General features: G+C 49.2%; 17 protein-coding genes and 1 pseudogene. 9 read left to right on the top strand and 9 right to left on the bottom strand.

The genetic code is table 11. The features are described 5' to 3' along the window. Positions 1 to 233: 233 nt before the first annotated feature. Positions 234 to 1,427, bottom strand: a complete 1,194-nt coding sequence (locus AOA63_RS06750; RefSeq protein ID WP_242848286.1) for a CaiB/BaiF CoA transferase family protein — start codon at positions 1,425 to 1,427, stop codon at positions 234 to 236. Between the two features lie 270 nt (positions 1,428 to 1,697). Between AOA63_RS06750 and AOA63_RS06745 the strand changes: the two genes are divergently transcribed. Then, positions 1,698 to 2,756: a hypothetical protein gene (locus AOA63_RS06745; protein WP_053958985.1), complete on the top strand. Its 1,059-nt coding sequence runs from the start codon at positions 1,698 to 1,700 to the stop codon at positions 2,754 to 2,756. Positions 2,757 to 2,865: 109 nt separating this feature from the next. Here the strand turns inward: AOA63_RS06745 and AOA63_RS06740 are convergent, their stop codons facing one another. Beyond that, positions 2,866 to 3,762, bottom strand: a complete 897-nt coding sequence (locus tag AOA63_RS06740; RefSeq protein ID WP_053958984.1) for a dihydrodipicolinate synthase family protein — start codon at positions 3,760 to 3,762, stop codon at positions 2,866 to 2,868. A gap of 83 nt (positions 3,763 to 3,845) precedes the next feature. Beyond that, a complete protein-coding gene (locus AOA63_RS06735; protein ID WP_053958983.1) occupies positions 3,846 to 5,045 on the bottom strand; it encodes a four-carbon acid sugar kinase family protein in 1,200 nt (399 codons plus the stop codon). Positions 5,046 to 5,255: 210 nt separating this feature from the next. Here AOA63_RS06735 and AOA63_RS20560 point away from each other — a divergent pair. After that, positions 5,256 to 5,315, top strand: a pseudogene (locus AOA63_RS20560) (hypothetical protein); the annotation flags it as partial. Positions 5,316 to 5,336: 21 nt separating this feature from the next. Here the strand turns inward: AOA63_RS20560 and AOA63_RS06730 are convergent. From AOA63_RS06730 to AOA63_RS19730, 3 genes are all read right to left on the bottom strand, one after another. Further along, on the bottom strand, positions 5,337 to 7,847 hold the full coding sequence (locus AOA63_RS06730) for an FAD-binding oxidoreductase (RefSeq protein WP_053958982.1): 2,511 nt from the start codon (positions 7,845 to 7,847) through the stop codon (positions 5,337 to 5,339). A 1,174-nt stretch (positions 7,848 to 9,021) separates the two neighbouring features. Further along, positions 9,022 to 9,369 (bottom strand): PucR family transcriptional regulator, encoded by a 348-nt coding sequence (locus tag AOA63_RS06720; protein ID WP_053958980.1) that lies wholly within the window; start codon positions 9,367 to 9,369, stop codon positions 9,022 to 9,024. Between the two features lie 24 nt (positions 9,370 to 9,393). After that, positions 9,394 to 9,546, bottom strand: a complete 153-nt coding sequence (locus tag AOA63_RS19730) for a hypothetical protein (RefSeq protein WP_171822637.1) — start codon at positions 9,544 to 9,546, stop codon at positions 9,394 to 9,396. A 761-nt stretch (positions 9,547 to 10,307) separates the two neighbouring features. Between AOA63_RS19730 and AOA63_RS06715 the strand changes: the two genes are divergently transcribed. The 7 genes from AOA63_RS06715 (at position 10,308) to AOA63_RS06685 (ending at position 17,234) form a co-directional block, all read left to right on the top strand. Next, positions 10,308 to 10,517 carry a hypothetical protein gene (locus tag AOA63_RS06715; RefSeq protein WP_053958979.1) on the top strand — a complete coding sequence of 70 codons (210 nt, stop codon included), beginning with the start codon at positions 10,308 to 10,310 and terminating at the stop codon, positions 10,515 to 10,517. A 279-nt stretch (positions 10,518 to 10,796) separates the two neighbouring features. After that, complete coding sequence (locus AOA63_RS06710) at positions 10,797 to 11,603, top strand: IclR family transcriptional regulator (protein WP_053958978.1); 807 nt, start codon at positions 10,797 to 10,799, stop codon at positions 11,601 to 11,603. A 473-nt stretch (positions 11,604 to 12,076) separates the two neighbouring features. After that, positions 12,077 to 13,825, top strand: coding sequence for a glyoxylate carboligase (gcl, locus tag AOA63_RS06705; RefSeq protein ID WP_053958977.1), 1,749 nt, complete (start codon positions 12,077 to 12,079; stop codon positions 13,823 to 13,825). 12 nt (positions 13,826 to 13,837) lie between these two features. Next, positions 13,838 to 14,632 (top strand): hydroxypyruvate isomerase, encoded by a 795-nt coding sequence (gene hyi, locus AOA63_RS06700; protein ID WP_053958976.1) that lies wholly within the window; start codon positions 13,838 to 13,840, stop codon positions 14,630 to 14,632. Between the two features lie 11 nt (positions 14,633 to 14,643). Then, complete coding sequence (locus tag AOA63_RS06695) at positions 14,644 to 15,534, top strand: 2-hydroxy-3-oxopropionate reductase (protein ID WP_053958975.1); 891 nt, start codon at positions 14,644 to 14,646, stop codon at positions 15,532 to 15,534. A 212-nt stretch (positions 15,535 to 15,746) separates the two neighbouring features. Continuing rightward, the gene (locus tag AOA63_RS19725; RefSeq protein WP_171822636.1) at positions 15,747 to 15,896 is read left to right on the top strand and encodes a hypothetical protein; all 150 of its coding nucleotides are present in this window, start codon (positions 15,747 to 15,749) and stop codon (positions 15,894 to 15,896) included. A 342-nt stretch (positions 15,897 to 16,238) separates the two neighbouring features. Beyond that, entirely contained in the window at positions 16,239 to 17,234 is a 996-nt protein-coding gene (locus tag AOA63_RS06685) for a pirin family protein (protein WP_053958973.1), read from the top strand. Positions 17,235 to 17,269: 35 nt separating this feature from the next. Here AOA63_RS06685 and AOA63_RS06680 read toward each other — a convergent pair whose 3' ends face one another. The 3 genes from AOA63_RS06680 to AOA63_RS06670 form a co-directional block, all read right to left on the bottom strand. Then, a complete protein-coding gene (locus tag AOA63_RS06680; protein WP_053958972.1) occupies positions 17,270 to 17,920 on the bottom strand; it encodes a hypothetical protein in 651 nt (216 codons plus the stop codon). A 66-nt stretch (positions 17,921 to 17,986) separates the two neighbouring features. Further along, a complete protein-coding gene (locus tag AOA63_RS06675) occupies positions 17,987 to 18,991 on the bottom strand; it encodes a hypothetical protein (RefSeq protein WP_053958971.1) in 1,005 nt (334 codons plus the stop codon). A gap of 941 nt (positions 18,992 to 19,932) precedes the next feature. Further along, on the bottom strand, positions 19,933 to 22,530 hold the full coding sequence (locus AOA63_RS06670; protein ID WP_053958970.1) for a DEAD/DEAH box helicase: 2,598 nt from the start codon (positions 22,528 to 22,530) through the stop codon (positions 19,933 to 19,935). Positions 22,531 to 22,544: the final 14 nt, after the last annotated feature.

The raw sequence follows: 22,544 nt of genomic DNA, 5'->3' as shown, positions 1-22,544 counted from the left end.
AACGCTCTGAATATTGAGGACAATGCACTTTATTGCATTACTGTCCTAAATTATATGTTTACTACTATGACATTTTATGTAGCGTCCACGCAAGTGGTTGGGTTAAAGAGGTTAACCGTGATTAGATACGTTATCGCGCGTTTTTGTCATCCGATTCATTTGGTGGATAATCTTACGATGATGGTTTTGCAATCCGAGGACAATCAAATTTTGGTGCCAACGCGATCTGATGACTAATCTGAGAGGTGATTCTTGGTACTGGTCCGAGGCGAAGATGATTTCAGGCCGAATTGTTCCAAAATCATTTGCGTGTGCTCTCCGAGCAAGGGCGGGGGATTGCAATTGGGTGACGAATCCGGTCCGGCCAAAAATCGCACAGGGGATGCAACTTGCAAAATTTGGCCCACTACAGGATGCTCAATCGGGAAAAGCGCATGACGCTCTGTGACGTGGGGATCATGATATAAATCGGAGAGATGATAAATAGGGCCGGCGGGAATTCCAGATTCTCGAAATAGATCGACCCACGTATTTACGGACCTCTCCCGAAAAATTAACTCTAAGGCGTTGACCAGTTCTTCACGATGTTCTACCCGGTCGACATTGGTACGAAACCTATTATCATCCTGCCATTCGGGATGATTGATAACTTGGCAGAACTTTTGCCACAATTTTTCATTGCCCACAGCGAGATTAAAATAGCCATCTTGTGCGGGAAACGTTTGATAGGGACAAATGCTAGGATGCGCATTGCCCATGGGACGGGGATCTTGGCCCGTGGCGAAATAATTAGTCGCAAGATAGGTTTGAAAAGCCATCATCGATTCCAACAAGGAGATGTCAATCCACTGAGGTTCGGGGCAAGTGACTCGTCGATGTAACGCGGTGAGGATCCCGATAATGGCCCACATTCCTGCACTAATATCGGCTAAAGAAAACCCCGCTTTCATCGGTGGCCCTCCGATTTCTCCAGTGATCGCCATCAGCCCTCCCATACCCTGGGCTATGACGTCATAGCCTGGATCTTGAGCATATGGTCCGCTTTGGCCGAACCCGGAAATCGATGCGAGAATAATTTGGGGATTAAGTTCCCTGAGGGTCTGAAAACCCAACCCCAAGCGTTCGAGTGTTCCGGGTCGAAAATTTTCAACGACGATATCGGCATGGCGTATGAGCTCGGATAGATGCGCGCGATCGGTATCGGTTCGTAAATCGAGAACGACGCTGCGTTTATTGCGGTTGATGCTGAGAAAATAGGTGCTTTCGCCGTCAATAAATGGGGGGCCCCAGTGCCGGGTATCATCGCCCTGAGGGGGTTCGATTTTAATGACCTCTGCGCCTAAATCGGCGAAGTACATAGTACAATAAGGACCACTGAGAATGCGCGTTAAGTCAATAATGCGAAGTCCCTCAAAGGGTTTCATCATGACCTCCTGATAATTCAACCTTAGATAGAATAGATTGAACAGGGCAAAGTGAAATCATAAGTTTCCGTCAATCTCTTCTTAGTTTCCGAAACCTATTATAGTAAAGATGACTGTACTGTGACAGAACAGGAATATTTGCTAGGCTATTGTGACATTGCGAGGTGTACCTGTTGGGACACTCACCTTAACAAGGTGTCGCTTTAAGTCATAGGGGAGGAATGATACGATAGATGGGATTTTTAACGATGAATTCAATGAGGAGGACAAGTTATGAAAGAATGGCTCGGTCCCATTGCGGTATTGTATCCTGCCGAACAAGAGACACAGTCGATCCTGCGACAACCACCACAAGCCCGGGAAACAACGGCGGATATAGCTTACGCTCTCCAAGAACGTCATGTTCCCATTATTACGCCCGCCGCTACACCGGATCCACATGACGCATATCAATGGAGTTTCCCGGATACCAATGACGGTATCAACCAGGCGCTCAGTCAAGGTGCCCGTATTTTATGGCCATATGTGCCCATGGATACAGAGCATCCATTATCATCGCGACTGGAAGAAGGGATGGGGATTACGGGGCAAATGCCCGTGCTAATTGACCCATTAGAAAGCAAAGCTTTTTCCCATAATGTTATTCAACATGGTGGCATTGTGATGCCTTTAGCAACTTCCGCAGATGCCAAAGACATTATTAGCCAATTCGATATTTATTCAGCTCCCTATGGTATGGATTTTCCTTTAATTGTCAAACCAGTTCGCGGCTATGGTCGACGCAATGTGCGGCTTGTTCATAACCGTGAAGAGTTAATGGATATTGTTGAACATTGGGACCGTTCCATTGCGGGTGATGAAGTCATGATTCAAGCTTTCTTGCCCGGAGAGGAAATTACCATCGTGGTATTTCCCCCAGGCGATTATCAGATTGACGAAACGGAGATTCAAAAGACACGATATTGGGCGTTGCCGCCAGTTCACCGCATCCATCACGTCGATCACGTCTTGCCACCGGATTTGCCGCTATTAGAGACTGTCGAACCGTTTGAACCAACGGATGAGGTGACGGTTCGCGAGGCCGCCGCCCAAGCGATGAAACTTGCCGATTTAGTACAGAGCCGCAGTGTGATTACGGTGGATTTTCGTCAAGATGCAACAGGGCAGTTTCGGATTTTTGACGCGAATTTTGTCCCCGATTTGGCAGGGGGAAATCGTCCGGGCCGGGAACAAGCCCAAAGTCTGGTGGCTTATGCGGCCCAAGTTTTCGGTTGGCAGTATCCCGAACTCATTGAGAATCTCGCTCGCCAATGGTGGACATTCGAAGAATAAATCTCGCCTGAAACATTCACCAAAGCATTTACGAGTGCATAAGCAAGCCCACGAGATGCTCGTGGGCTTGCTCTCCATGCTCATGATCTAGATTCTGCGCGTTCCGTGATCACTCCGAAATCAGGTGATACCGCTTAAGAACATCGCGAATGGCCAGAGCAGCGGGAGCATCTTGGGGTAGCGGTTGATAAGGCGCCATTAAATAACCCAGATGGTGATCAATGGCGGCAGTGGCAAATTTAAAACCTCGGACCCCATCGGTTTGGCGCAGGGCCGTTGCTAAATCGATGAGTTGGTATTCTAACTGGCGTGCCTCTGGCCAGCGGTTATGGGCCACATGCTCCGCGAGTTCCACGATCCATTGGGGCACAATATTGCCTGACCCGACTACGGCGCCATGTCCTCCCACGGCTAAGGCGGGAAGGACGAGTGTTTCCGTCCCGATTAATACTTTAAAGTCGGGTATATCGCGAGTACGGTGCAAAACCCTCAGGAAGTAGTCGAAATCACGACTACTGTCCTTAATACCCATAATATGAGGATGGGTGGATAATTTGGCAACGACCTCTACCGGAATGCTGATTTTCGTGTAGGGGGGAATATTATAGAGCATGATGGGAAAGGGAGACCGATCAGCTAAAGACAAATAAAAGACCTCGAGATCTCTCGCAGTCATCGGATAATAAGAGGGCGGGGGAATCAAAAGCCCTGCTAATGGCAGGTCGCGGCATGCATCCAAGTCCTTGACGATATCCTCTTGAACGGTTCCCACTATACCGGAATATACCGGTTGTTGGCCGTTTACACGTTCCAAAACGGCTTCCCGCACTTGCCGTCTTAAGGACAGGGAAAGACTTGCGCCTTCTCCGGTCGAACCTAAAATGGATAGACCAATGTGTTGAGCTGCCAAAATGCGCTGAATTAATCGTTTGAGGGCCAGAGTATCGAGATGGCCATCGCTTGTTAATGGGGTAATCATGGCTGTTTGCAATAGATATGCTGACATGCTGCTCTCCTTTATCGATGACGATACTTACGATGAATAATTGCGTGTTGTGACATCTTGCGCTGTGTTTTCTTATCAGTATGCTATAGCAAGCGCCGAACAAAGTCGATAAAAAATGGGGCAGAACCATAACTGCCGGATTTGGACACCAATGTCCATGGGCTCTTACGAAAAAGCATTCGGCTTTGCACAATGCCGGGTTCCCATTGCATCACGGGCTCCAATTCGGTTATTCCTAAAGCACGGCACAATGCAGATGTCATATCTCCTCCCGTTGCGGCCAGCGCAAACACCCCCTTCATGTCATTGATAAGTCGCTGAGCAAGCTGTCCAAGAAATGCGGTTACGGCATTGGGATCAATGCGGGGCTCCGGACTGACGGAGAGCAGGGCAAAATGTGAGGTCGAAAACCAATCGATAAGCCTAAGTGTTACGGTGTTAATCAGTTCCGGCGTATGGTGTGAAAGTAAGGTACTGTCTATCTCCCAAAAGTGGTCCGGGAAACGGGTCCGAAAATAGTTAATTTGTTGTTGAGTTGCAGGATGCAAGCTGGCACTCATTATGAGCGCCTTATCGGCCTTGGCTGTTACTGGCACGGTTAAAGTCTGAGATTGAACAAGATAGGGGCGCAATTGTAGGGCAAGAGCCAACGAACCACACGGTAAAACGTTCGGATGTTTCGATAAAATCTTCGCAATCTGTGCTAAGTCGTCATCGGTTTCTGCATCGACCACAACAATTTGCCCAGTCGAGTGACGAGTGATGCTCTGATGCACATGTTCAGGGTGATGGCGTAATGTGTTTAAGGAAACGTATTCCGCCCTGAGTGTAGTGGTTTCTCGCAAGAGAGCCTGAATGTCGCCGGTGCGCAACGGATTTCGCGGATCCGTACCCAGTGCTGTGGTTTCCAACGGTTTCCCATCCACATAAAGATGTCCGTCTTTTACAATTTTGTTGACCGTGGGAAATGATGGACAGAGCACGGCGGTTTTCATCCCCGTCAGATGCAACAAGGTTTCGATTTCAGCTCCGACGGGTCCACGGAGCGTTGCATCCACTTTTTTGTATAGAGGCCGGATCTTAAGGGGATAGGGGAGGACCTGTTGCAGATTGCGCCGGGCTTCATCAGCAGGGAGATGACGCGATTCGGTTGTCCAGGCGAGGACGGAGGGCCCGTCGAAAAGATGTTTAGGTAATTTAAGAACAACCTTTGTCGGAGTCAACCCCGAAAAAATGACACCGGTATCTAATGCTCCACTTAAATCGTCTGCAATGATTAGCATAGCGCGTCCTCTTTTCCTACTCGATAGCTTGAACTCTATACCTGTGCATTCTCCTTCGTAGACGATAGCCCAAAGGGGTTAAGCGAATGGCACCTTTGACCGCCAGATCGGTCGCATCCGCTGTTCCCTGAAGTCTCGGGTATGGTCAATTCACGCGAAAACGGCTGTTCGTGAAAGATTGCCGCAATGCTTAATGGATAGCGATTCCGTTTGTCCCCTACAGTCGATCTGCAACAGATTTTGTTGCGGTGGATCGGATTTCAACGGTTTATCTATAACACAATTAGCATATTATGGCTTTCCAAATATGTTGTGGGGATCGAAATATTGTTTAAGGCGCTGGGTGATCTCAATCAAGGATGGATCAGGAAGGTTGATAACTTGCCAACCTTTGTGATTCAACACGCGGCAGCCGTGAAGCTGCAGCCGTTGGGGGGCATTTTCGGGTTCTTTTGGCATAATCCATAAACTGTCATCGAGGGCGTGAAATGCAGGGGTAATAGAATGGGGTAATGGTCCCACTCCAAATACATATCCTGAATGGTCGCGCCGGGCATGATCAAAGAGTGTTTGCAGTGTTGAGTGTGTTTGGGCGAGAACATCTGAGGCATCATGACGCTCATAAGGAATACGAATATGATCGCATACCTGTTCGATATATTGGTGTTGGCTGGGAAAATCATGTCCATCCACATAGATAGCAAGATGATGTTCCATGGTCCATAGACCCTGGGGTCCTGGAGCCCTTGTTAGGAGAGCACGAATCAAGGCTTCGTATTGCTCTGGACTCATGTTCTGATGATCTATGATATAAACAACCTGTTCGGAAAATTTGGGAAGTAAACGCAAGATCACGGTGGTAATCAAACCAAATTGGCCCAAGGAGCCAATAAATAGTTTTGGCATATCCAATCCTGCGACATTTTTCATAATCTTACGGCCGAATTGTAACTGCCGACCGGTTCCGTCGACAACAGATAGGCCAAGAATCCAGTTTTTCACGGGACCATAGCCCAAATGCGCCAGATGGGGCAATCCTTCGGCAACTAAACTGCCAAGAGTTTGGTCTTTTTGTAGAGGAATTACCGGAAACATCAGATGATATTTGTCCAAAAGGGATTGTAGGGTTGCATAAGACATCCCGGATTGCACTGTGATGGTCATGTTGTCCGGATCAAAATCCAGGATATCTTGAAGATGACTCAGATCTACACGGCAAGCGCCTTTATGCACCCTATGCTTGTCCAGGGTAAGGCAAACCTTTTGGATGTAGGCTTCGCGTATGGTATCTCGCAGTTCATCGACTGTGCGGGGTTGAACATGCCCCGTGATTGCTGGCCCTGGGCCAATATCAGGAATATAAGACATGTCCTCAACAGGATAAACGGCCTTACCGGGATTTAAGATATTATGGGGATCAAAGGCCACTTTGAAGGCGTACATGGCGGCTAATTCGTCGGCCGAATACATAAGAGGTAATTCATGCAGTTTGTCAATGCCAATGCCATGCTCTCCCGTAATGGATCCGCCTAATTCCGCTGCTTTTTGCAAAATTGCGTGATCGGCCTGCCTCATTCGTGCCACTTCCTCGGCATCATCCGGATGATACGGAATCAAGGGATGCAAATTACCATCGCCAGCATGTGCCACGGTGTTAATTACCAGCGAGAAACGGCGAGATATGGCCAGCACATGACTCATCATATCTGCTAAAAGGGGCCGGGGAACGGTCACATCCTGCGTCCAGACATGGGATGCAAGTCGTGCGGCAGCTCCATAAGCCGATCGTCTAGCTGCCATCAATTGATGAGCATGTTCGGGGTTTTCGGCAATGATCACGGGATCGGCATGATATTTTTGTAATACTTCAACGAGCCGTTGAATTTGCGCTTGAACGGATAAGGGCGAACCATCGACTTCAATAAGGAGCACAGCATCTGAATCCGGATATCCTGCGTCCATGAACGGTCTGACGGTATCTAAGGTGGCTTTGTCTAATAACTCTAGGGTAGAGGGAATCATTTGTGCCTGAATAATCCCAGACACTGCCGAGACGGCGTCAATCACAGACCGAAATCCCGCAAGTAGTGTTCCGGAGTTAGGAGCTTTGGGCAATATTCGCAACGTTATTTCGGTAATGATAGCCAAAATGCCCTCCGAGCCTGTTAACAAGCCAGGCCAATCTATAATCGACAAACTTTCTTGACAAGTGATGGGTGTTCCGTCGGCAAGCAAAGCTTTAATTCCTGTAACATAGTGGCTAGTTGTACCATATTTGACGCAGTGGGGACCTCCTGATCCCTCGGAAACATTGCCTCCCAGTGTTGATATGCGGTGACTGGCGGGATCGGGAGGAAAGAAGAAGCCATAAGGTTCTAATGCCTCTTGTAACCTGGCATTGACAACGCCAGGTTCCACGTGCGTTCGCCGTCTTCGAAGGTCAATAGATTTAATCTCTTTAAAATGCGTTAAAGATACGACGATGCCTCCTGAGATGGGCAACGTGCCGCCACTGATGTTGCTTCCTGATCCCCGGGCAATAACCGGCATGTGATAATGGCTGGCCGTTTGCAGCACATATTGCAATTCTTCTTCGTTCTCGGCAATAAAGGCTGCATCAGGCCTATGCCGTTGCGACGTTGCATCATAACTATAAGCTAAAAGGCGACTGGCATCGCGGATGATACGCTCACCGAAACGCTGGGTGAGCGCGCAAAGAAATTCTTCCTTTTGCTGAGCATCTGGTCCAGAACCTTGATCCGGGATTTGTTGACAGGAAGAACTCGGTAAGGATATCAGCATAATTTGGCCTCGCTTTACTATGTATCATTAGTGAGAAAATACACATATGAAAAATGATATCAAAAATTTTACTAAACTTACCATGGGGTGCGAATGTTCCTAATTTTGATGCATGCCTCTCTATGCTACTGAAAAATCACCGAAGCGACGCATGAGACCACGGCTTTTCGCTAGCTGACTGGGAGACAGAACATTTGAAGTCGCCTTCAATGGTTTGCATAAGGAGAACATGATGGCCATGGCGGATTTATTCATCAGTCTTCTAGACGCGTTTCGCCGACTAATCGTCCGGTAAACGGGATCATCAAATGACGGAAGAGCGTGTGCTTAAGGCATGAGACTGGGCGAGAATTCACATCGAGCGCTGCCTACCCGTTAGTTAAATCGGGGAAGAGAAGATGCAGCCATTTCTCACGTACGCCCCAACTGCGGCCTGCCCGCGAACATCAAGCACAAAAAGCCTGGTTGGTAATTCACCAGCGACATAGCCTCGGGGATGATCGTACCCTGGACGCGGCAGAAGTATCGGATCATGTGCGAGTCGCTATCAGCTTATGACATCCCAGAGGTCACATCGACTATATGAGGGATGAACAAATATTGTGTTGGTTTTTCTAATCTCGCATCAACTCTTTGACTGCAGGGATTCTGAGGTTGTGGCGGATTTAAACGGCAGATGTGTTCTTGGGTGGGTGATGTCGATGCATCACAACGTTTTATGCCAGGGTGACTCTGTATTGTGCTGAGTTGATTCCCCGCGATCTCGGTGCGCATCTTTGACTATCAAATCATCAGCCATAATTCCCATGCTAAAAGCATCTGGCGATTTAGAGGAATAGTTAGGTAAGATGATAGACCTACCGGAAAAAATTGAGGTCGAAAGGTGAAAGAATTCTTCAAAGGTGATAATGCCATGGCTTATCCATTTGGCGGCTTAAAGCATATATAATGCTCCACTTAGGAGATTTTTTGGTTATGGCGATATTTTTGCTAGGATTGTACGGCAATCCATGTAATGTCGTCTATATGCACTTCACCCATGCCGTGACAAATTCGGCAGACGCTGTAGCCTCGGTGCTCACAGTGTACACATCCTTCGCCTTCACAGTCCTGACAAATGTCTTCACCATAACCGAAACATTGTGTACATTCTTCCCAGATTCTCGGGGATGATTTAAGAAATATGGGTGGTCTTCTCGATTTTGACATCATCTTTTCCTCCGTTCTCTTGGATTCCGTTATAATAAAAGGTTAGGGCCAATCGTAAATCTGTGACGGTGTCCAAATTCTTGAGATCGCATCCCAGCAGTTCTTGCAATCGGGCTAACCGGTACGCTAGGGTGTTTCGATGAACATAAAGACGTTTGGCTGCTTCTCCTGCCTGACCATTGCTGTCTAGGTAGACTTTCAAGGTCCAAAGCAACTCGCGACTATAGGTTCTCTCTTCCAATAAGGCTCCTAATTTTTCTTTGACAAATGTGGACTGAGCAGATGCTGGTATCGAATCAAATAAACGTGACAACGGCCAGAACCTCCTTTACCAAGTTCAAATCGTCAAGATGTTTTTGCCGTGATCGATAGGAGATAGGCGATGAATAAATGCCGGCAGATGTGCCTCTTGAGTTTGGTATTTCCATCCTGCCAGACTTAGATAATCTGTTGGCCATTGAATTTCACCTTTAACCAATAGTTGCGTCATACTGGTTCCCCGAGGATTGCAATTTGAGGATAGCATCAAGGGAGTCCGTCGACTAATACCAAAAAACAAAAGTAATTATAAAAACTTCATGATACGTACAGGTTCTAACAGAACAAAACCTATCAGAAGGAACATTCTCGTAACCCAATTGCCCTAAGGGTTTGCCTGGGATAGACGTGTCTATGACGTCCATGACGAAACGCTAAAAACGTTATCAAATTCGTTCTGTGTAAATAGTGACGTGTCACCATTTTTCATCTCAAGGGATCGCCAAGAATAATCATTCGTCCCATGATGACATAACTAGCTTAAATGGAGCGTCCGCGACATCGGAGGGATGCTTTTGCCGTGTAAAGATAGCTTTCGTCTAGACAGGGGAGAAGGTCAAAGTTTTCGAATCTTAACACAAACGAGGGAGGTCGGCGGCCCTGGACCTTTGCTTTTCGGTATTTGGCCATCAGTGAGGGTCACCAATAGCGATGTGCTATGGATCGTGGAAATGAGTTTTTTCTCACGAGATGGTGGTAACCGGATATATTTCTGAAAACTTATAGTTTGTTTTGTGTTTTGGTATTAGTCAATATGTTTCAGGGATGGTACGCTGATTATGCACTTGCACTACTCTTAATCATTCCCAGGAGATGGATTTCATCAATCCCCATGAATGTTGTGGGGTCGGCATAAAAATTTTCGTTAATTGTCCCAAAGAGTAGGAGACAGGCTTAGAGATTCGCCGAATATTCTAAACCGGGGATTAATTTGTGTTCCATCAAATCTTAAATTCGGTTCAGCACCTAGGATTAACGCCTCTATTATTGTTTCCGGTTTCTCGATGGGCGGGTCCTCCCTTACCCGTCACCGGGCCTTTGGTATCGTTCATGCGTCTCTTGCTGTTGATGAAGGTGTGGCTGCCCCGGTGGAAATTGGGTTTTGGTGGGCTTAATTGGGACGCGGTGGCGGCGAGCCCGTAATGAAGCACCGCAGCTTACTTCGACTGATGTCTGGCTTGTTGGACCTGAATAGCCTACGGCTGTGGCCTCGTAGTTCGATGTCTTCTTGATGTATACCGTGAGTACAACTTAGTAACGAGGTTATATCACCAGAAACGACCTGAACTTCCTGGTTTCATGCTTAAGAGGTGCCCCTAAGTCTCTCATAACCATCAAGACCGTATCAAAGCTGCTTTTTTAAAGATGGCGGCTACGGTATGATGGATGAAATCAGCGAGATAGAGACATAAGGAATTAGAGGTGAGTTCGGTGGGACTAGGGGTACTCCCTCCCGAATCAGACGGGCAAGTACGGGTGCAGTCTGTGGAACGGGCATTTCGACTATTGGAAAAGCTAGTGCTACACAACGAAATGTCCCTCGGGCAATTGGCCGATGCGGTGGGTATGCATAAGAGCACGGTTTACCGCTTGTTGCATACATTAATGGAACTTGGTTACGTAGAGCAGGATGGGGAACAAGGCAGTTATCGCGTGGGTATCCGGATGGTGGAAATGGGTGGAATCGCCACTCGATCCTGGCCGCTACACCGGGCTGCTGAGCCGGTGATGGACCAGCTAGCAGAATTTCTGGGAGAAGCGGTCAACCTGGCGGTGGAAGATGGGATGAATATGGTCTATATCGCCACCGTAGATGCTTACAATCTTTTGCGGATGCAACTGAACATCGGTCGTCGTGCGCCGATTCATTGTACCGCAGTGGGGAAAGCTCTGTTGGCGTATCGACCGGAATTGGTGCAAAGGATGAAGGGAGCACATCCTCAGCTGACCTCATATACCGCTCATACCATTACTGACTGGGCTGCCTTGGAGGACGAATTGGTCATGGTCCGCCAACTGGGCTTTGCGGTCGATGACGAGGAACAGGAAGTCGGGGCTCGCTGTGTTGCGGCCCCGATTGTGGACAGCCGTAACCATATTGTGGCGTCTATCGGCATATCAGCGCCAGCCGCCCGGTTGTCACGGGAACGAGCGATGGAAGTAGGGCCAGAGATTGTAAAGGCCGCGCAGCAAGTATCCGAACGATTAGGGTCTTTGCGGAAAAAATAAGGTGTTCGACCCTAAAAATAGCAGGATTTTTTTGAAGATTGGAGAATATCCGTATAGCAAAACACTGTTTCGCAGAGTGAAACTTAATCTGGTGGGTGGCCATTCTGGCTCGAACACGTTTGGGATAATACGGCTTCGCTTAATGCTCCTCTAACCAGCGTGAAATTCTTGCCAGCAGCCGGATATGTCAAGTTCGAGATGCTGGATTCAAACCGTTTTGGCAAAGTGGTCGGGACTAATAACCTAACGCCTCGAGAAATGACACAAAAATTATTCGAACGGAAACGGAAGATATGCGTATGGAATCCCGGGATACAGGTATCTCACGCGCATATCCCATGCGGTCTTCAACGAAGTTGACTAAACAACGGCAGTTCATCTGCTCGATCTAGTGCCGCAAGCGTATCAAAAAACTGGCTATCTGAAACGGGAATGACCCCGGTAGGGCAATCACACAAAGGTGGGATGTAATCATGCTGAAAATGCCGGCAATGGACGCGGTGGTCTCAATTTTAATGGATGAAGGGGTTGAGACCGTTTTCGGGATTCCTGGAGCGGCGATATTACCCCTTTATCAATCATTATCGAAGGTGTCAGATAGTATTCGAGCGATTACTGCTCGGCATGAAGAAGGGGCGACTCACATGGCCGATGGATGGGCGCGGATCACAGGACGAGTGGGCGTAGCCATCGGTACTTCTGGACCGGCGGGAACCAATATGGTGACCGGACTATACACCGCGTGGGCGGACTCCATACCCATGATTACGATTACTGGCCAGGTGCCGCGGTCACAATTACATCGCGAGGGGTTTCAAGCAGTTGATATCGTCAATATCGTCAAACCAGTGGTTAAGAAAAGCTTTTTGGTCATGGAGGCAGCCCAAATTCCCTGGGTGTTTCGTGAGGCTTTCCGAATTGCCCGCGAAGGCCGACCAGGTCCGGTGCATATCGATTTGCCACTCGACGTCCAAAAGGCGGAAATCCTTTATGACCCGTCGGTTGACCAGTCGTTGCCGGTCTTTCGCACACCACCGAATCCGGCAGCTGTACGCCGGGCGGTAGATCTGCTGCTTGAGGCCCGGCGGCCGCTCATTTTGGCCGGAGGCGGAGTTATCACTGCCGAGGCGGAGGATCTTTTACGACAATTGGCCGAATACCTTCAAATTCCAGTGTCGCCGACCTTAATGGCGTGGGGGGCACTGCCTGCCAATCATCCGTTGGCCGTCGGCACGGTCGGGATTCAGACCCACACGCGGTCGGCCAATCGGGTCTTTCTGGAGTCTGATCTCGTACTGGCGGTCGGCGCGCGATTTGCCGAGCGTCACACTGGCGATTTGGCCATCTACACCCGGGATCGGCAATTTATTCAAATTGATGTAGATCCGGGGCAAATTGGTCGCATCATCGAGCCAGCGCTCGGAATCGTGAGCGATGCCAAGCTGGCCTTGGAGGCAGTATTGGCCGAGGCCAAAAGTCGGGTTTCTCCAAAGAGTCCCGGTGACTGGGTCGACCGTGTGCAGGTGCTGCGCGATAGCTATGACCGGGTCATGGATATTGACACGGTACCGATTCATCCCGCTCGGGTCTTTAAAGCAATCAATGCATCTTTCGGTCCGGACACGGTATTCACCACCGCCATTGGCCTGTACCAAATTTGGTCCGGACAGTTTCAACGCGTTTACCGTCCTCGTCACTATCTGGTGTGTGGGCAGGCAGGACCCTTGGGCTGGGAAATTCCGGCTGCCATCGGGGTCAAGTTGGCGCGTCCGCAACAAGAAGTGGTCGCCGTGGTCGGTGATTACTCCTTTGAGTTTTTGGTAGAAGAGATTGCTGTAGCCGTCCAATATCGCATTCCTTTAGTGATGGTCATGCTTAACAATGGGTATCTGGGACTAATCCGCCAGCCGTCCAAATACCAGTATCAAATGAACTACGGAGTGGATATCAGTTATGACCATAACGACGGGATGGGTATGGATAATGTGGCCATAGTTGAGGCGATGGGCGGCATGGGACGAAGGGTAACAGTTCCCCAGGAGCTGGAGCCAGCGTTAAATTGGGCACGTCAGGAAGCCGAGGCGAACCGTTTACCAGTGCTGGTGGAAGTCTTTATCCAGCGGGAAGCAGATGCGGCCATGGGTCCAGCGTTGGATCAGATCCGGGAATTTGGGCCGGTCATAGATCGCGAGCCGGAACTGACGGGACCCCGGCAGGGATAAGGAGAGGACAATATGCTGAAATTTGCCGCGAATTTAACAATGTTATATACCGATGTTCCGTTTTTGGAACGGTTTGGCCGGGCCCGGGCGTCCGGATTTGATGCGGTGGAATTTTTGTTCCCCTATGCGGACGGGCTGGAGGCAGTTAAAACAGCTGCGCAAGATGCGGCATTGACCATTGCGCTGTTTAACTTGCCCTCCGGGGACTGGGAACATGGGGAACGGGGCATAGCGATTTTGCCAGAGCGCCGTGCGGAATTTCGTGAGGGGGTGGCGGAGGCCATCCGTTATGCAACTGAGCTGGATGTGCCACGATTAAATTGTCTAGCGGGCCGCCGGCCGGATGATTTGCCGAAAGACGAGGCGTGGGCGGTGTTGCGGGACAACGTGCGCTATGCTGCGGACGAGCTCGGCAAAGCCCATCTTACGCTGATGCTGGAACCAGTCAATCCGTACGATATTCCGGGATTTTTTCTCAACCGGACCTCAGATGTGGTCGATTTGATTCGGGAGGTTGGCCGGCCCAACGTTGAGATTCAATATGACATCTATCATCTGCAACGGACGCAAGGAGAGATTATCGGAACGTTTCGGACATTAAGGGACCATATCGGACACGTCCAAATTGCCGACAATCCGGGCCGACATCAGCCGGGAACGGGTGAGTTAAATTACGGCCGGATTTTTTCGGCCCTGGACGAGGCCGGATATACCGGGTACATCGGCTTGGAGTATATTCCACCAGGACGCACCGAGGACAGTCTAGAGTGGTGGCGGCTTTATCAAAACGGACAATTTGCCGGGTAAGGAGCGAAAATATGGCAGAAACGCGAATAGGGTTTATAGGACTCGGGATTATGGGCGGCCCAATGGCCATGAATTTGCTACGGGCGGGATTTCCGCTCACGGTATACAACCGAACACGTAATAAAGAGACATCCCTGGTAGCCGAAGGCGCGGTGGCTGCCGACAGCCCAGCAGCTACCGCCGATGCTAGTGACGTTGTTATCACCATGTTGCCTGACACCCCGGATGTAGAATCCGTCTATTTTGGGGTGGACGGCGTGTTTAACCGCGTTCGGCCCGGCCATCTTCTAATTGACATGTCGACGGTCAGCCCGGCAATTGCCCGCAAAATCCATCAGGCGGCCGTGGAACGCGGTGCCGACAGTCTGGACGCACCTGTCTCAGGCGGGGATGTCGGGGCCAAAGCGGGGACATTGTCCATTATGGTGGGCGGGAGTGTCGATGCGTTCGAACGGGCGCGACCGATATTTCAAGCCATGGGGAAAAATATTGTGCACGTCGGAGATGCTGGTGCCGGGCAGGTCACCAAAGCGTGTAACCAGATTGTGGTGGCTTTAACGATTGAGGCGGTCGGGGAGGCGCTGGTTTTGGCTAAAAAGTCCGGTGTGGATCCTTCCCGCGTGCGCCAAGCCTTGTTGGGCGGATTTGCTCAAAGCCGGGTCTTGGACGTCCACGGTCAACGGGCGTTGGAGGGGCGGTTCGAACCCGGGTTTCGAATTCGGCTGCACCGCAAGGATTTAACCATTGCTCTGGAGGCTGCTCAGCAGCTGGAAGTGTCGGTTCCTGTGACCGCTATGGTCCACGATATGATGAACAGCGTGTTGGCGCAGGGCTGGGGTGAACAGGATCACTCCATCTTAATTTACGAACTGGCGCGGCGAGCGAACATCGATATCAGTTAACCAAAGGACCGAAGAGAGTGAAATTAACGGCAGCAAGGGGAGAACGGCAAATGGGGTTATTGACTTGCGCGGCAAAACGAAGATTACCCGTTACGCGTGGTGGGACGAGAAGTTTCTTTACGGTCAAGCTGGGGCTAAGGAAAGGATATCACTGGAAAACGAGGACCGCCTAGGGGCCTTCTAGCCATCAGGTAGTAACCTTTGAATCCAAGATGATGCGTTTTGCATTAAATGATCATCTGGGTATTGCCGGCCAATGGATTTCACTGACCGTGGCCGAACTGGGTCAGCGGCCTGGTGGCACCGGCAAAAGAACGAATATGGTCCATTCCGTGACCGCGTGTTATTTCTTCGGGTGCTAATTCTCAGATTTGGGGCCCAAATGGTGAGAAGTGTCGTGGGATATAATTTTCCCTCGCTATTTCTCGGCTTACGTGGCGGGTTCGAAGTGACTTTGAAAGTTTTTGGCATTTCCCCCGTCCGCCGCGTTTGGATCTGGAAAGGGGAGGAGTCTATAACCCATCGGGCCGATCAATTGGTGAAATGGGGGTCCTCTTGGGCTAGTCTCCTCGGTGGAATGGAAAATATTTCTCCAGTGCTTCGCCTGTGATTGAGACAAACCCAATGGCTTCGCTCGAGGAGTGTTTGGCTCTTTGGTCTATAATAGGAGTTAGACAGGAAGAGCGAAAGGAAGCTTGATCGGCATGCCAGCAGTAGAACCAGACAATATTTTGTTGTTGCCTCGTCTTGAAGAACCAGATGTCATAGGAAGAACCAAACCCGTGATTGTCCACACAACTGCACCTAGCCTTTTAGAGGGAGCTGGATTTCCTGTGAGAAGGCCGTTCCCTTCTCGTGACATTCCTTTTACCATGAGTGATCCGTTTCTTTTACTGGACCACATGGGAGCTGTAGAATACGCGCCTGGGGAGGCTAAAGGCGCACCGTGGCATCCTCATCGCGGTTTTGAAACCGTCACCTACATCTTAGATGGTGCGTTTCGGCACCGCGACTCTCATGGCGGTGGGGGACTCATTACCAATGGAGCAACACAATGGATGACGGCTGGCAGTGGAATTTTACATGATGAAATGCCTCCAGAGGATTTAGTCCAAAAAGGCGGCCTCTTTCATGGTGTGCAGCTTTGGGTAAATTTGCCGAGAAAACTGAAAATGATACCACCCCAATATCAGAGTATTGAAGCCGACGCCGTACGCTTATTGACGTCTCACGATGGCACCGCCATTATCCGTCTCATTGCTGGAGAATTAGGCGGCTATCAAGGCCCAGGTAAAACACGCACGCCGATTACCTATGCTCACATTAGCCTTCAGCCTGGTGCGCAACTTCGGGTCTTGTGGCCGACGGGATTTAGTGCGATAGTTTACGCCCTCTCAGGACAGGGAACTGCGGGGGAAGGGGACGTCCCCATCAAGGAAGGGGAAGCGGTGGTCTTTGGGGCGGGTGATGTTGTACAAGTGCGAGCCGATAAGATACAAAGTGCAAAGAGCCCGCGACTTGAAATCTTGGCACTTGGGGGAGTGCCAATTCGTGAGCCCATTTTTTCTTATGGACCCTTTGTGATGAATACTCGGGCCGAAATTCTACAAGCGATCGAGGATTTCCAATCGGGACGGATGGGACATATTCCGGCAGCGAATCTCTTGGACGGTGATAGTTCCTCCCCTAACGAGTTCTAGCACTTGTCGAGTCCGTGAGAAACGAATGGTATCGGTTAAAACCACCGGGGCTGCAACTGATTTATAGCCGATTGGAGGTCTCTTAAAATTAACGCTGGCGGATAGCGGGCGGGTTCACGCTGGGACACGTACCGATCATAATATTGTCCTTCGGTGTTTGCTGGTTGAGAGTCAGAATCCATGGACACCTCTTGTGGTTGCCAGTCGTGCACAAACTGGGCATAACCAATGTGCGGAAAGCTAAAATAAATGAGGGGACCATTGAGACTCATTCGGATTTTCCGTTCGCTCACGGGTGTTAAATCCCACAAAAGGGGAAGAAGCTGATCTAAAGAATCGTGTATTTGCTGAGAATCTCCTTCCCAATGGAGTAAGATGAGCAATAAAGTAATCCAAGGTCGTTGATCATCCAATAATCGGAGACGCTCGGCAACATCCCTGAGACGTGTTGCCGGACCTGTTCGAACTGTGGAACGTGCGTAAAGCGCATTGGGATGAGTATGAAGCCAAGAAATTAATTGGTTGAGGGGAATTAAACGCATGGGCGCATACTGTGACCCGTGAGGATTAGTGACTAGCCGAATGGGCAATACTCCTTCTGCCATGAGATTTTCTACAATCTTTGGTGAACAATGAACAAGTTCAGCACCATGTCGAGGCGTCACCCAAATTTCTTCAGTATCCACAATTTCCTCCCAAGACCCTTGTTGGCTAGCTTGAGTTGATTATACAAAATTTAAAGCTGTGAAATCTTAATAATGATTCCATGAAACGGCCATTTTAGCCGTATCGACCGGATTTTGAAACGATGGAATTCGGGCGTCAATATGCATTAAATAGCGTCCATCGATCCAGTCCATATGTGTAACGGCCGTTGTGTTGCCCTGAGGACCTTGGTTAATCACATCAATCATAATGAGACCGGGAAATGGGGGAAGATAATGGGCGTGCAAGTAATTGACCAGCTTAAACGCTATGTCCTGTTCGTAGCGTGGACTTCCACCAGTGATTTCGATCGTCCAATCACCTTCTTGCCATGTCAATTTGGCATCATTAAAAGTGCCATGAAATCCATAAGCGACGGCTCCTAAGGCCGCATTGCCTCCTCCGACAATGATGTGTTCCTTGCTGGTTGCATTCAGAATGCTTTGATTGGGACGCCAAAGAGGATTAAATTGGCGTAAAGTCGTCATATCGAGTGATGGGGTGCCCACTTGATTACTGGCTAATTGCCGAATGCCAAAGGATCCGACATTCGGCAGGGAACTTAAAACCTGCCCGATATTTGGCGAATTGACAGGCTCTTGTTGGGTCGTGTCCCGTAAATGCACCGTCCAGTGATTCGGTCCGGTTGATGTCAAAGCCGTTAAATAACCGCCAGCGAAATGGTAGATCGAAGGTGGAATAATCTCGGGGGCCTCCAAGGGTAGCGCTGTAAAATTCTTGATGTCACCCATAGCTTGTTGCACCACAGGATTGAATGGAGAGTTGATGCTCGAGGTGGCGGAAAATGTCCCAGATGATGGCGGAGATGATACTTGAGAATTGTTTGCATTTTGTGCGGAGGCATTGGATGGGGAACTCGTCTCGGGGGCACTATGCTGTGTTTGGTTCCCGCCTGAAGTGGTTACGGTACCGGAAATATTATAACTGCCATTGTGGGTCGGTGTGATTTGGGCTGCTCCTGACAAACCACAACCCGTTAGCGAGAGGAGTGCCAAAGCACTACCTGGGATGTATAACGATCGTCGTTTCATGTCTTTCTCCTCCTCTGTCTTCTGTTGAATATAACGCCTTAGGAGCACGTCGGGTTACATGACAGTGTTGGAACTGAGTTGAGGAAAAAGTCACTATGTATGGTAGTGCATAACGAGCCCAGCAGGATCTACCGAAGCCCTATTATATCCAAGTGATTGCTCGAGAGAGCCGGTCGTTGATGGCAGGTGACTTACACTAAGAGTTCCTAGGGGCCATATCCACTGGGCTTATGAATCGCCGGAAATCATGGTCCGGCGGAGGACAAAGAAGAACTTACGAAACGGCTGGGTAAGGTGGCCCCCCCATTGTCAAGACCGGTTTTGACCCCCGAAGCGGGAGACAGGCGTCCTTCCTTTGAGCTCTTCATCAGAACCACTACACTCCTGTTGGGGCGAGCCGTTGTGTTGGCCCTGTCGGCATACAGGAACCCTAGCCTGCAGGGCTGTCAGGGACGTAATCGTCTTAGCGTAAACGAGATCGTCAAGGCCCATATTTTGCGGAATCGAAACCAGGGCCAATCCACACCTCGAGAGTAGCGGTGAATTCGGCGGCAATGGGCGGCTGATAATAAGCCAAGCGGTCTCCGACTCGGACGCGTTTATTTCTCGGAGTTTGCGATTACCAAGGTGCAGTTGTTTCGCACTGAGTCCGCGGGGACCATATGATTGAGGTCTGCTGAACTCTCTGACCCGAAACTCATGGACATGTGTGTACGAGAGTCTTTGAGTGCTTCACATTTCTGGGTTGTCATGGATATTTCCCTCCATTGTGGAGATCGTTGCAACTAGTATACGGGGTCATTACTGTCGGCGATGGACAACCCGAGCGTCTAGGCGGCACCAACCGGCGTCTTTTTCATATGGCTAACCAACTTCACAAGGCCTTCTGCGCCTCGCCTCCTATGGTCCGCTGAAAGTGCTTCCGAATCAATCCCGGGGATTCATATTTTTATCACTTGCCCGGTATTCATGTCGTAGTATACAAACTCGGATATTCCATCAATGGGGATAACCTCGTCAAAGGACCAGATTATGTCCGGTGGGTTGAGATGATTTGGCGGATCGTTGGGATAGTCGACACGATAGGATAACTTTTTTAAGGGATGAAAGAAAATATCCTGAATGATCACTTCCTGGTTTGATTTACCAAGTGCGAGCCCCATGCTGCCAGGCGCAATCACCCGGATCCGGTTTGGTTCATTATCTAGCAGCAACGTATTTTGGGCGTATGGTGAATACTTTTGACGGGGCTTTAAGAACTCTTTATAGAACAAATCCACGAGGCCAAGAAGATCCTGAGGATATAATCCGTCGTAGTCCGTCTCGATAATCGCTACACAGTTTTCCAGCAATTTACCGAAAACGTCAGTATCCATAAGACGGCTACTTAAACGAAGGCTTCCATAGGTTTGATCAAAGAGCGCTATAAATCGATCATTCAATCCAATGCGGTTCGCTTCCCGCCGATGACGACCGGATCCGTATCCGATATCTTGTCGTTCAAAAGGAATAGTCATTAAAAACCCTTCGAATAATAAAGATGCTAGAGAGTCTAGCTTTGCATTGTCTAGATTCCGCAGTTCTGGGTGGTTGAAAATAACCCCGGACGAAAAATAATATCGGTAAAATCTGGGGCTGCGAAATTGAATAGAGCCTCCTAATGGTAAAGGATAGGCATGATGGCTTTCTGCCCGGCCGCGCCGCTCAGTAAAACCAACCACGACGTTATGAATTTGCAGATTACACTCAATGCTTATCAGATCGCCGTGTAGGAAAGCTTGATGAACATTGCCTTCGGTTAAATTTGGGTAAATCTGAGTCGGTAGCGATGAAGGCGAAGTGGTATAGTGCTTTTCTGGGCGAACCGTAATCAGACGGCGAACCGTGTCTACACGCGTGACGCGGTACGGTGCGGTCGCGTAATAGTAAACCGCGCCGGGATATGCTTCCCGTAAAACTTGTCCGTAAGATAAAGCGCCCAGACTATCGTGCGGATTATTATTTAATATCACCTTAAATTGCAGGTCAACGTCTCGCAATGCATAGGCCAGGTTAGGCCGATCTCCACCATGTTCTTTCATGGTCTGAAACTCTACCGGGATCGTTCCTGTGCGTTCATCCTGAACAATCTCTGAAAATCCTTGGGGCCAATCAATGGAAGATTCTAACTCAATTTCTTGGTCTTCTCTAATCCCAATAGCTAGGTCGTGTTCTCCTCCTTGTCGAGCCAAGGCTAAGGCGTGGATATATTGAATCCGCCGATTTTCTAAGTAAAGAGCCCCTTCTGACAACGGGCGAGAAAATAAGGACTTGGGATGACGGAAAACCACGTCATCTAAAGGATTTCCGGATTTAATAACGATGACTCGACCGGGTGCGTGCCGTCCGATACGGCCAATTCGTTGCTGGAAGCTCGTCGCGGAATTTGGTACCCCAACCAAAACACCAGTTGAAAGTGCCGGTATATCTAGTCCCAACTCAAGGGCGCTGGTACTGACCACACCAATAAGATTTCCTGATGTGAGCCGTTCTTGAATCTGGGTTCGGTCATATTCCTCATAACCTGCTCGATAGGGAAGGACATCTAGGGTTTCCAATCGCCGGATATACGGGACATTATCTAAATTGTTATTGGCCATCCGAGACATAATCGTGGCGATTTGTTCAGTCTGCTTGCGGCTATCTACAAAGGCGATAAATCGCTCGCGGGATGATGTCAGATGAGATAACAAACTAACCACTTGTGTTAAAAAGTCGCCGTTCGGGGGAATAACCATTTCGATTTGAACATCGTGCTTGGGGGAAAAATCCTGATCAATGATTTCAAAAGGAACACCAAATAATTTGTACAGATGTTCTTCGGGGTTCGCAATGGTAGCTGATGCGGCCATATATTGAAAATCGCTGCCGAGTATATGCGCGGCATGGTGGAGACGCCTAAAGAGATAGGCAGAATTAGACCCAAAAACTCCCGTAAACGAATGGACTTCATCAACAATGACAAATTTCAGGCAGTGAATAAAGTTTCTAACCTTGCGGTTGTCAAGAGTGGCAAGCATCCATGTGTGAATAACATCCGGGGTGGCAACGAGAATATGGCTCGTAACGAGAATTTCTAGACGCCGTGCGCTCGGAATGTCGCCATCGATACGCCCTACCTGAATTGGCAGCCCCGATCGCTGTAGTGATTCCCGCCATCGTTGTTCTTGTTCGTAACCCAATGCCTTGGTCGGATATAGCGCGAGAATCTTTGCCTTGGGATCCAATGATAAAATGTTCATGGCGGTTATCATGAAAGGGAGGGTTTTACCAGAAGCAGTTCCCGTGGCCAAACACAAATGCTGTTTTTTAATCACTGCAGCCCATATTGCATCGTGTTGATGCAAGTATATCCCTTGAGAAAAGTTTTCCCGGAGATACTGACTTATCACGGGAGAAAGCGCTAAATCGTCGGTGGTCGTATATTCGGCATTTCGCGAAGAAATATTGTGCCGAAACACCACGTTCCATTCATTGGCCAAATAGAATTCATCATTCATGTTGTTTCCTTGTC

Origin of the sequence: Sulfobacillus thermosulfidooxidans (genome assembly GCF_001280565.1) — a bacterium.
Taxonomy (GTDB): Bacteria; Bacillota; Sulfobacillia; order Sulfobacillales; family Sulfobacillaceae; genus Sulfobacillus; species Sulfobacillus thermosulfidooxidans_A.
The sequence above is the reverse complement of the archived record's forward strand: the minus strand, read 5'-3'. Positions and strand labels throughout refer to the sequence as shown.

Excerpts from the sequence above, each read along its gene's own strand:
- AOA63_RS06750 (WP_242848286.1), bottom strand. The coding sequence starts at position 1,427 with ATGATGAAACCCTTTGAGGGACTTCGCATTATTGACTTAACGCGCATT.
- AOA63_RS06745 (WP_053958985.1), top strand. The coding sequence starts at position 1,698 with ATGAAAGAATGGCTCGGTCCCATTGCGGTATTGTATCCTGCCGAACAA.
- AOA63_RS06740 (WP_053958984.1), bottom strand. The coding sequence starts at position 3,762 with ATGTCAGCATATCTATTGCAAACAGCCATGATTACCCCATTAACAAGC.
- AOA63_RS06735 (WP_053958983.1), bottom strand. The coding sequence starts at position 5,045 with ATGCTAATCATTGCAGACGATTTAAGTGGAGCATTAGATACCGGTGTC.
- AOA63_RS06730 (WP_053958982.1), bottom strand. The coding sequence starts at position 7,847 with ATGCTGATATCCTTACCGAGTTCTTCCTGTCAACAAATCCCGGATCAA.
- AOA63_RS19730 (WP_171822637.1), bottom strand. The coding sequence starts at position 9,546 with ATGACGCAACTATTGGTTAAAGGTGAAATTCAATGGCCAACAGATTAT.
- gcl (WP_053958977.1), top strand. The coding sequence starts at position 12,077 with ATGCTGAAAATGCCGGCAATGGACGCGGTGGTCTCAATTTTAATGGAT.
- hyi (WP_053958976.1), top strand. The coding sequence starts at position 13,838 with ATGCTGAAATTTGCCGCGAATTTAACAATGTTATATACCGATGTTCCG.
- AOA63_RS06695 (WP_053958975.1), top strand. The coding sequence starts at position 14,644 with ATGGCAGAAACGCGAATAGGGTTTATAGGACTCGGGATTATGGGCGGC.
- AOA63_RS19725 (WP_171822636.1), top strand. The coding sequence starts at position 15,747 with ATGATGCGTTTTGCATTAAATGATCATCTGGGTATTGCCGGCCAATGG.
- AOA63_RS06685 (WP_053958973.1), top strand. The coding sequence starts at position 16,239 with ATGCCAGCAGTAGAACCAGACAATATTTTGTTGTTGCCTCGTCTTGAA.
- AOA63_RS06675 (WP_053958971.1), bottom strand. The coding sequence starts at position 18,991 with ATGAAACGACGATCGTTATACATCCCAGGTAGTGCTTTGGCACTCCTC.
- AOA63_RS06670 (WP_053958970.1), bottom strand. The coding sequence starts at position 22,530 with ATGAATGATGAATTCTATTTGGCCAATGAATGGAACGTGGTGTTTCGG.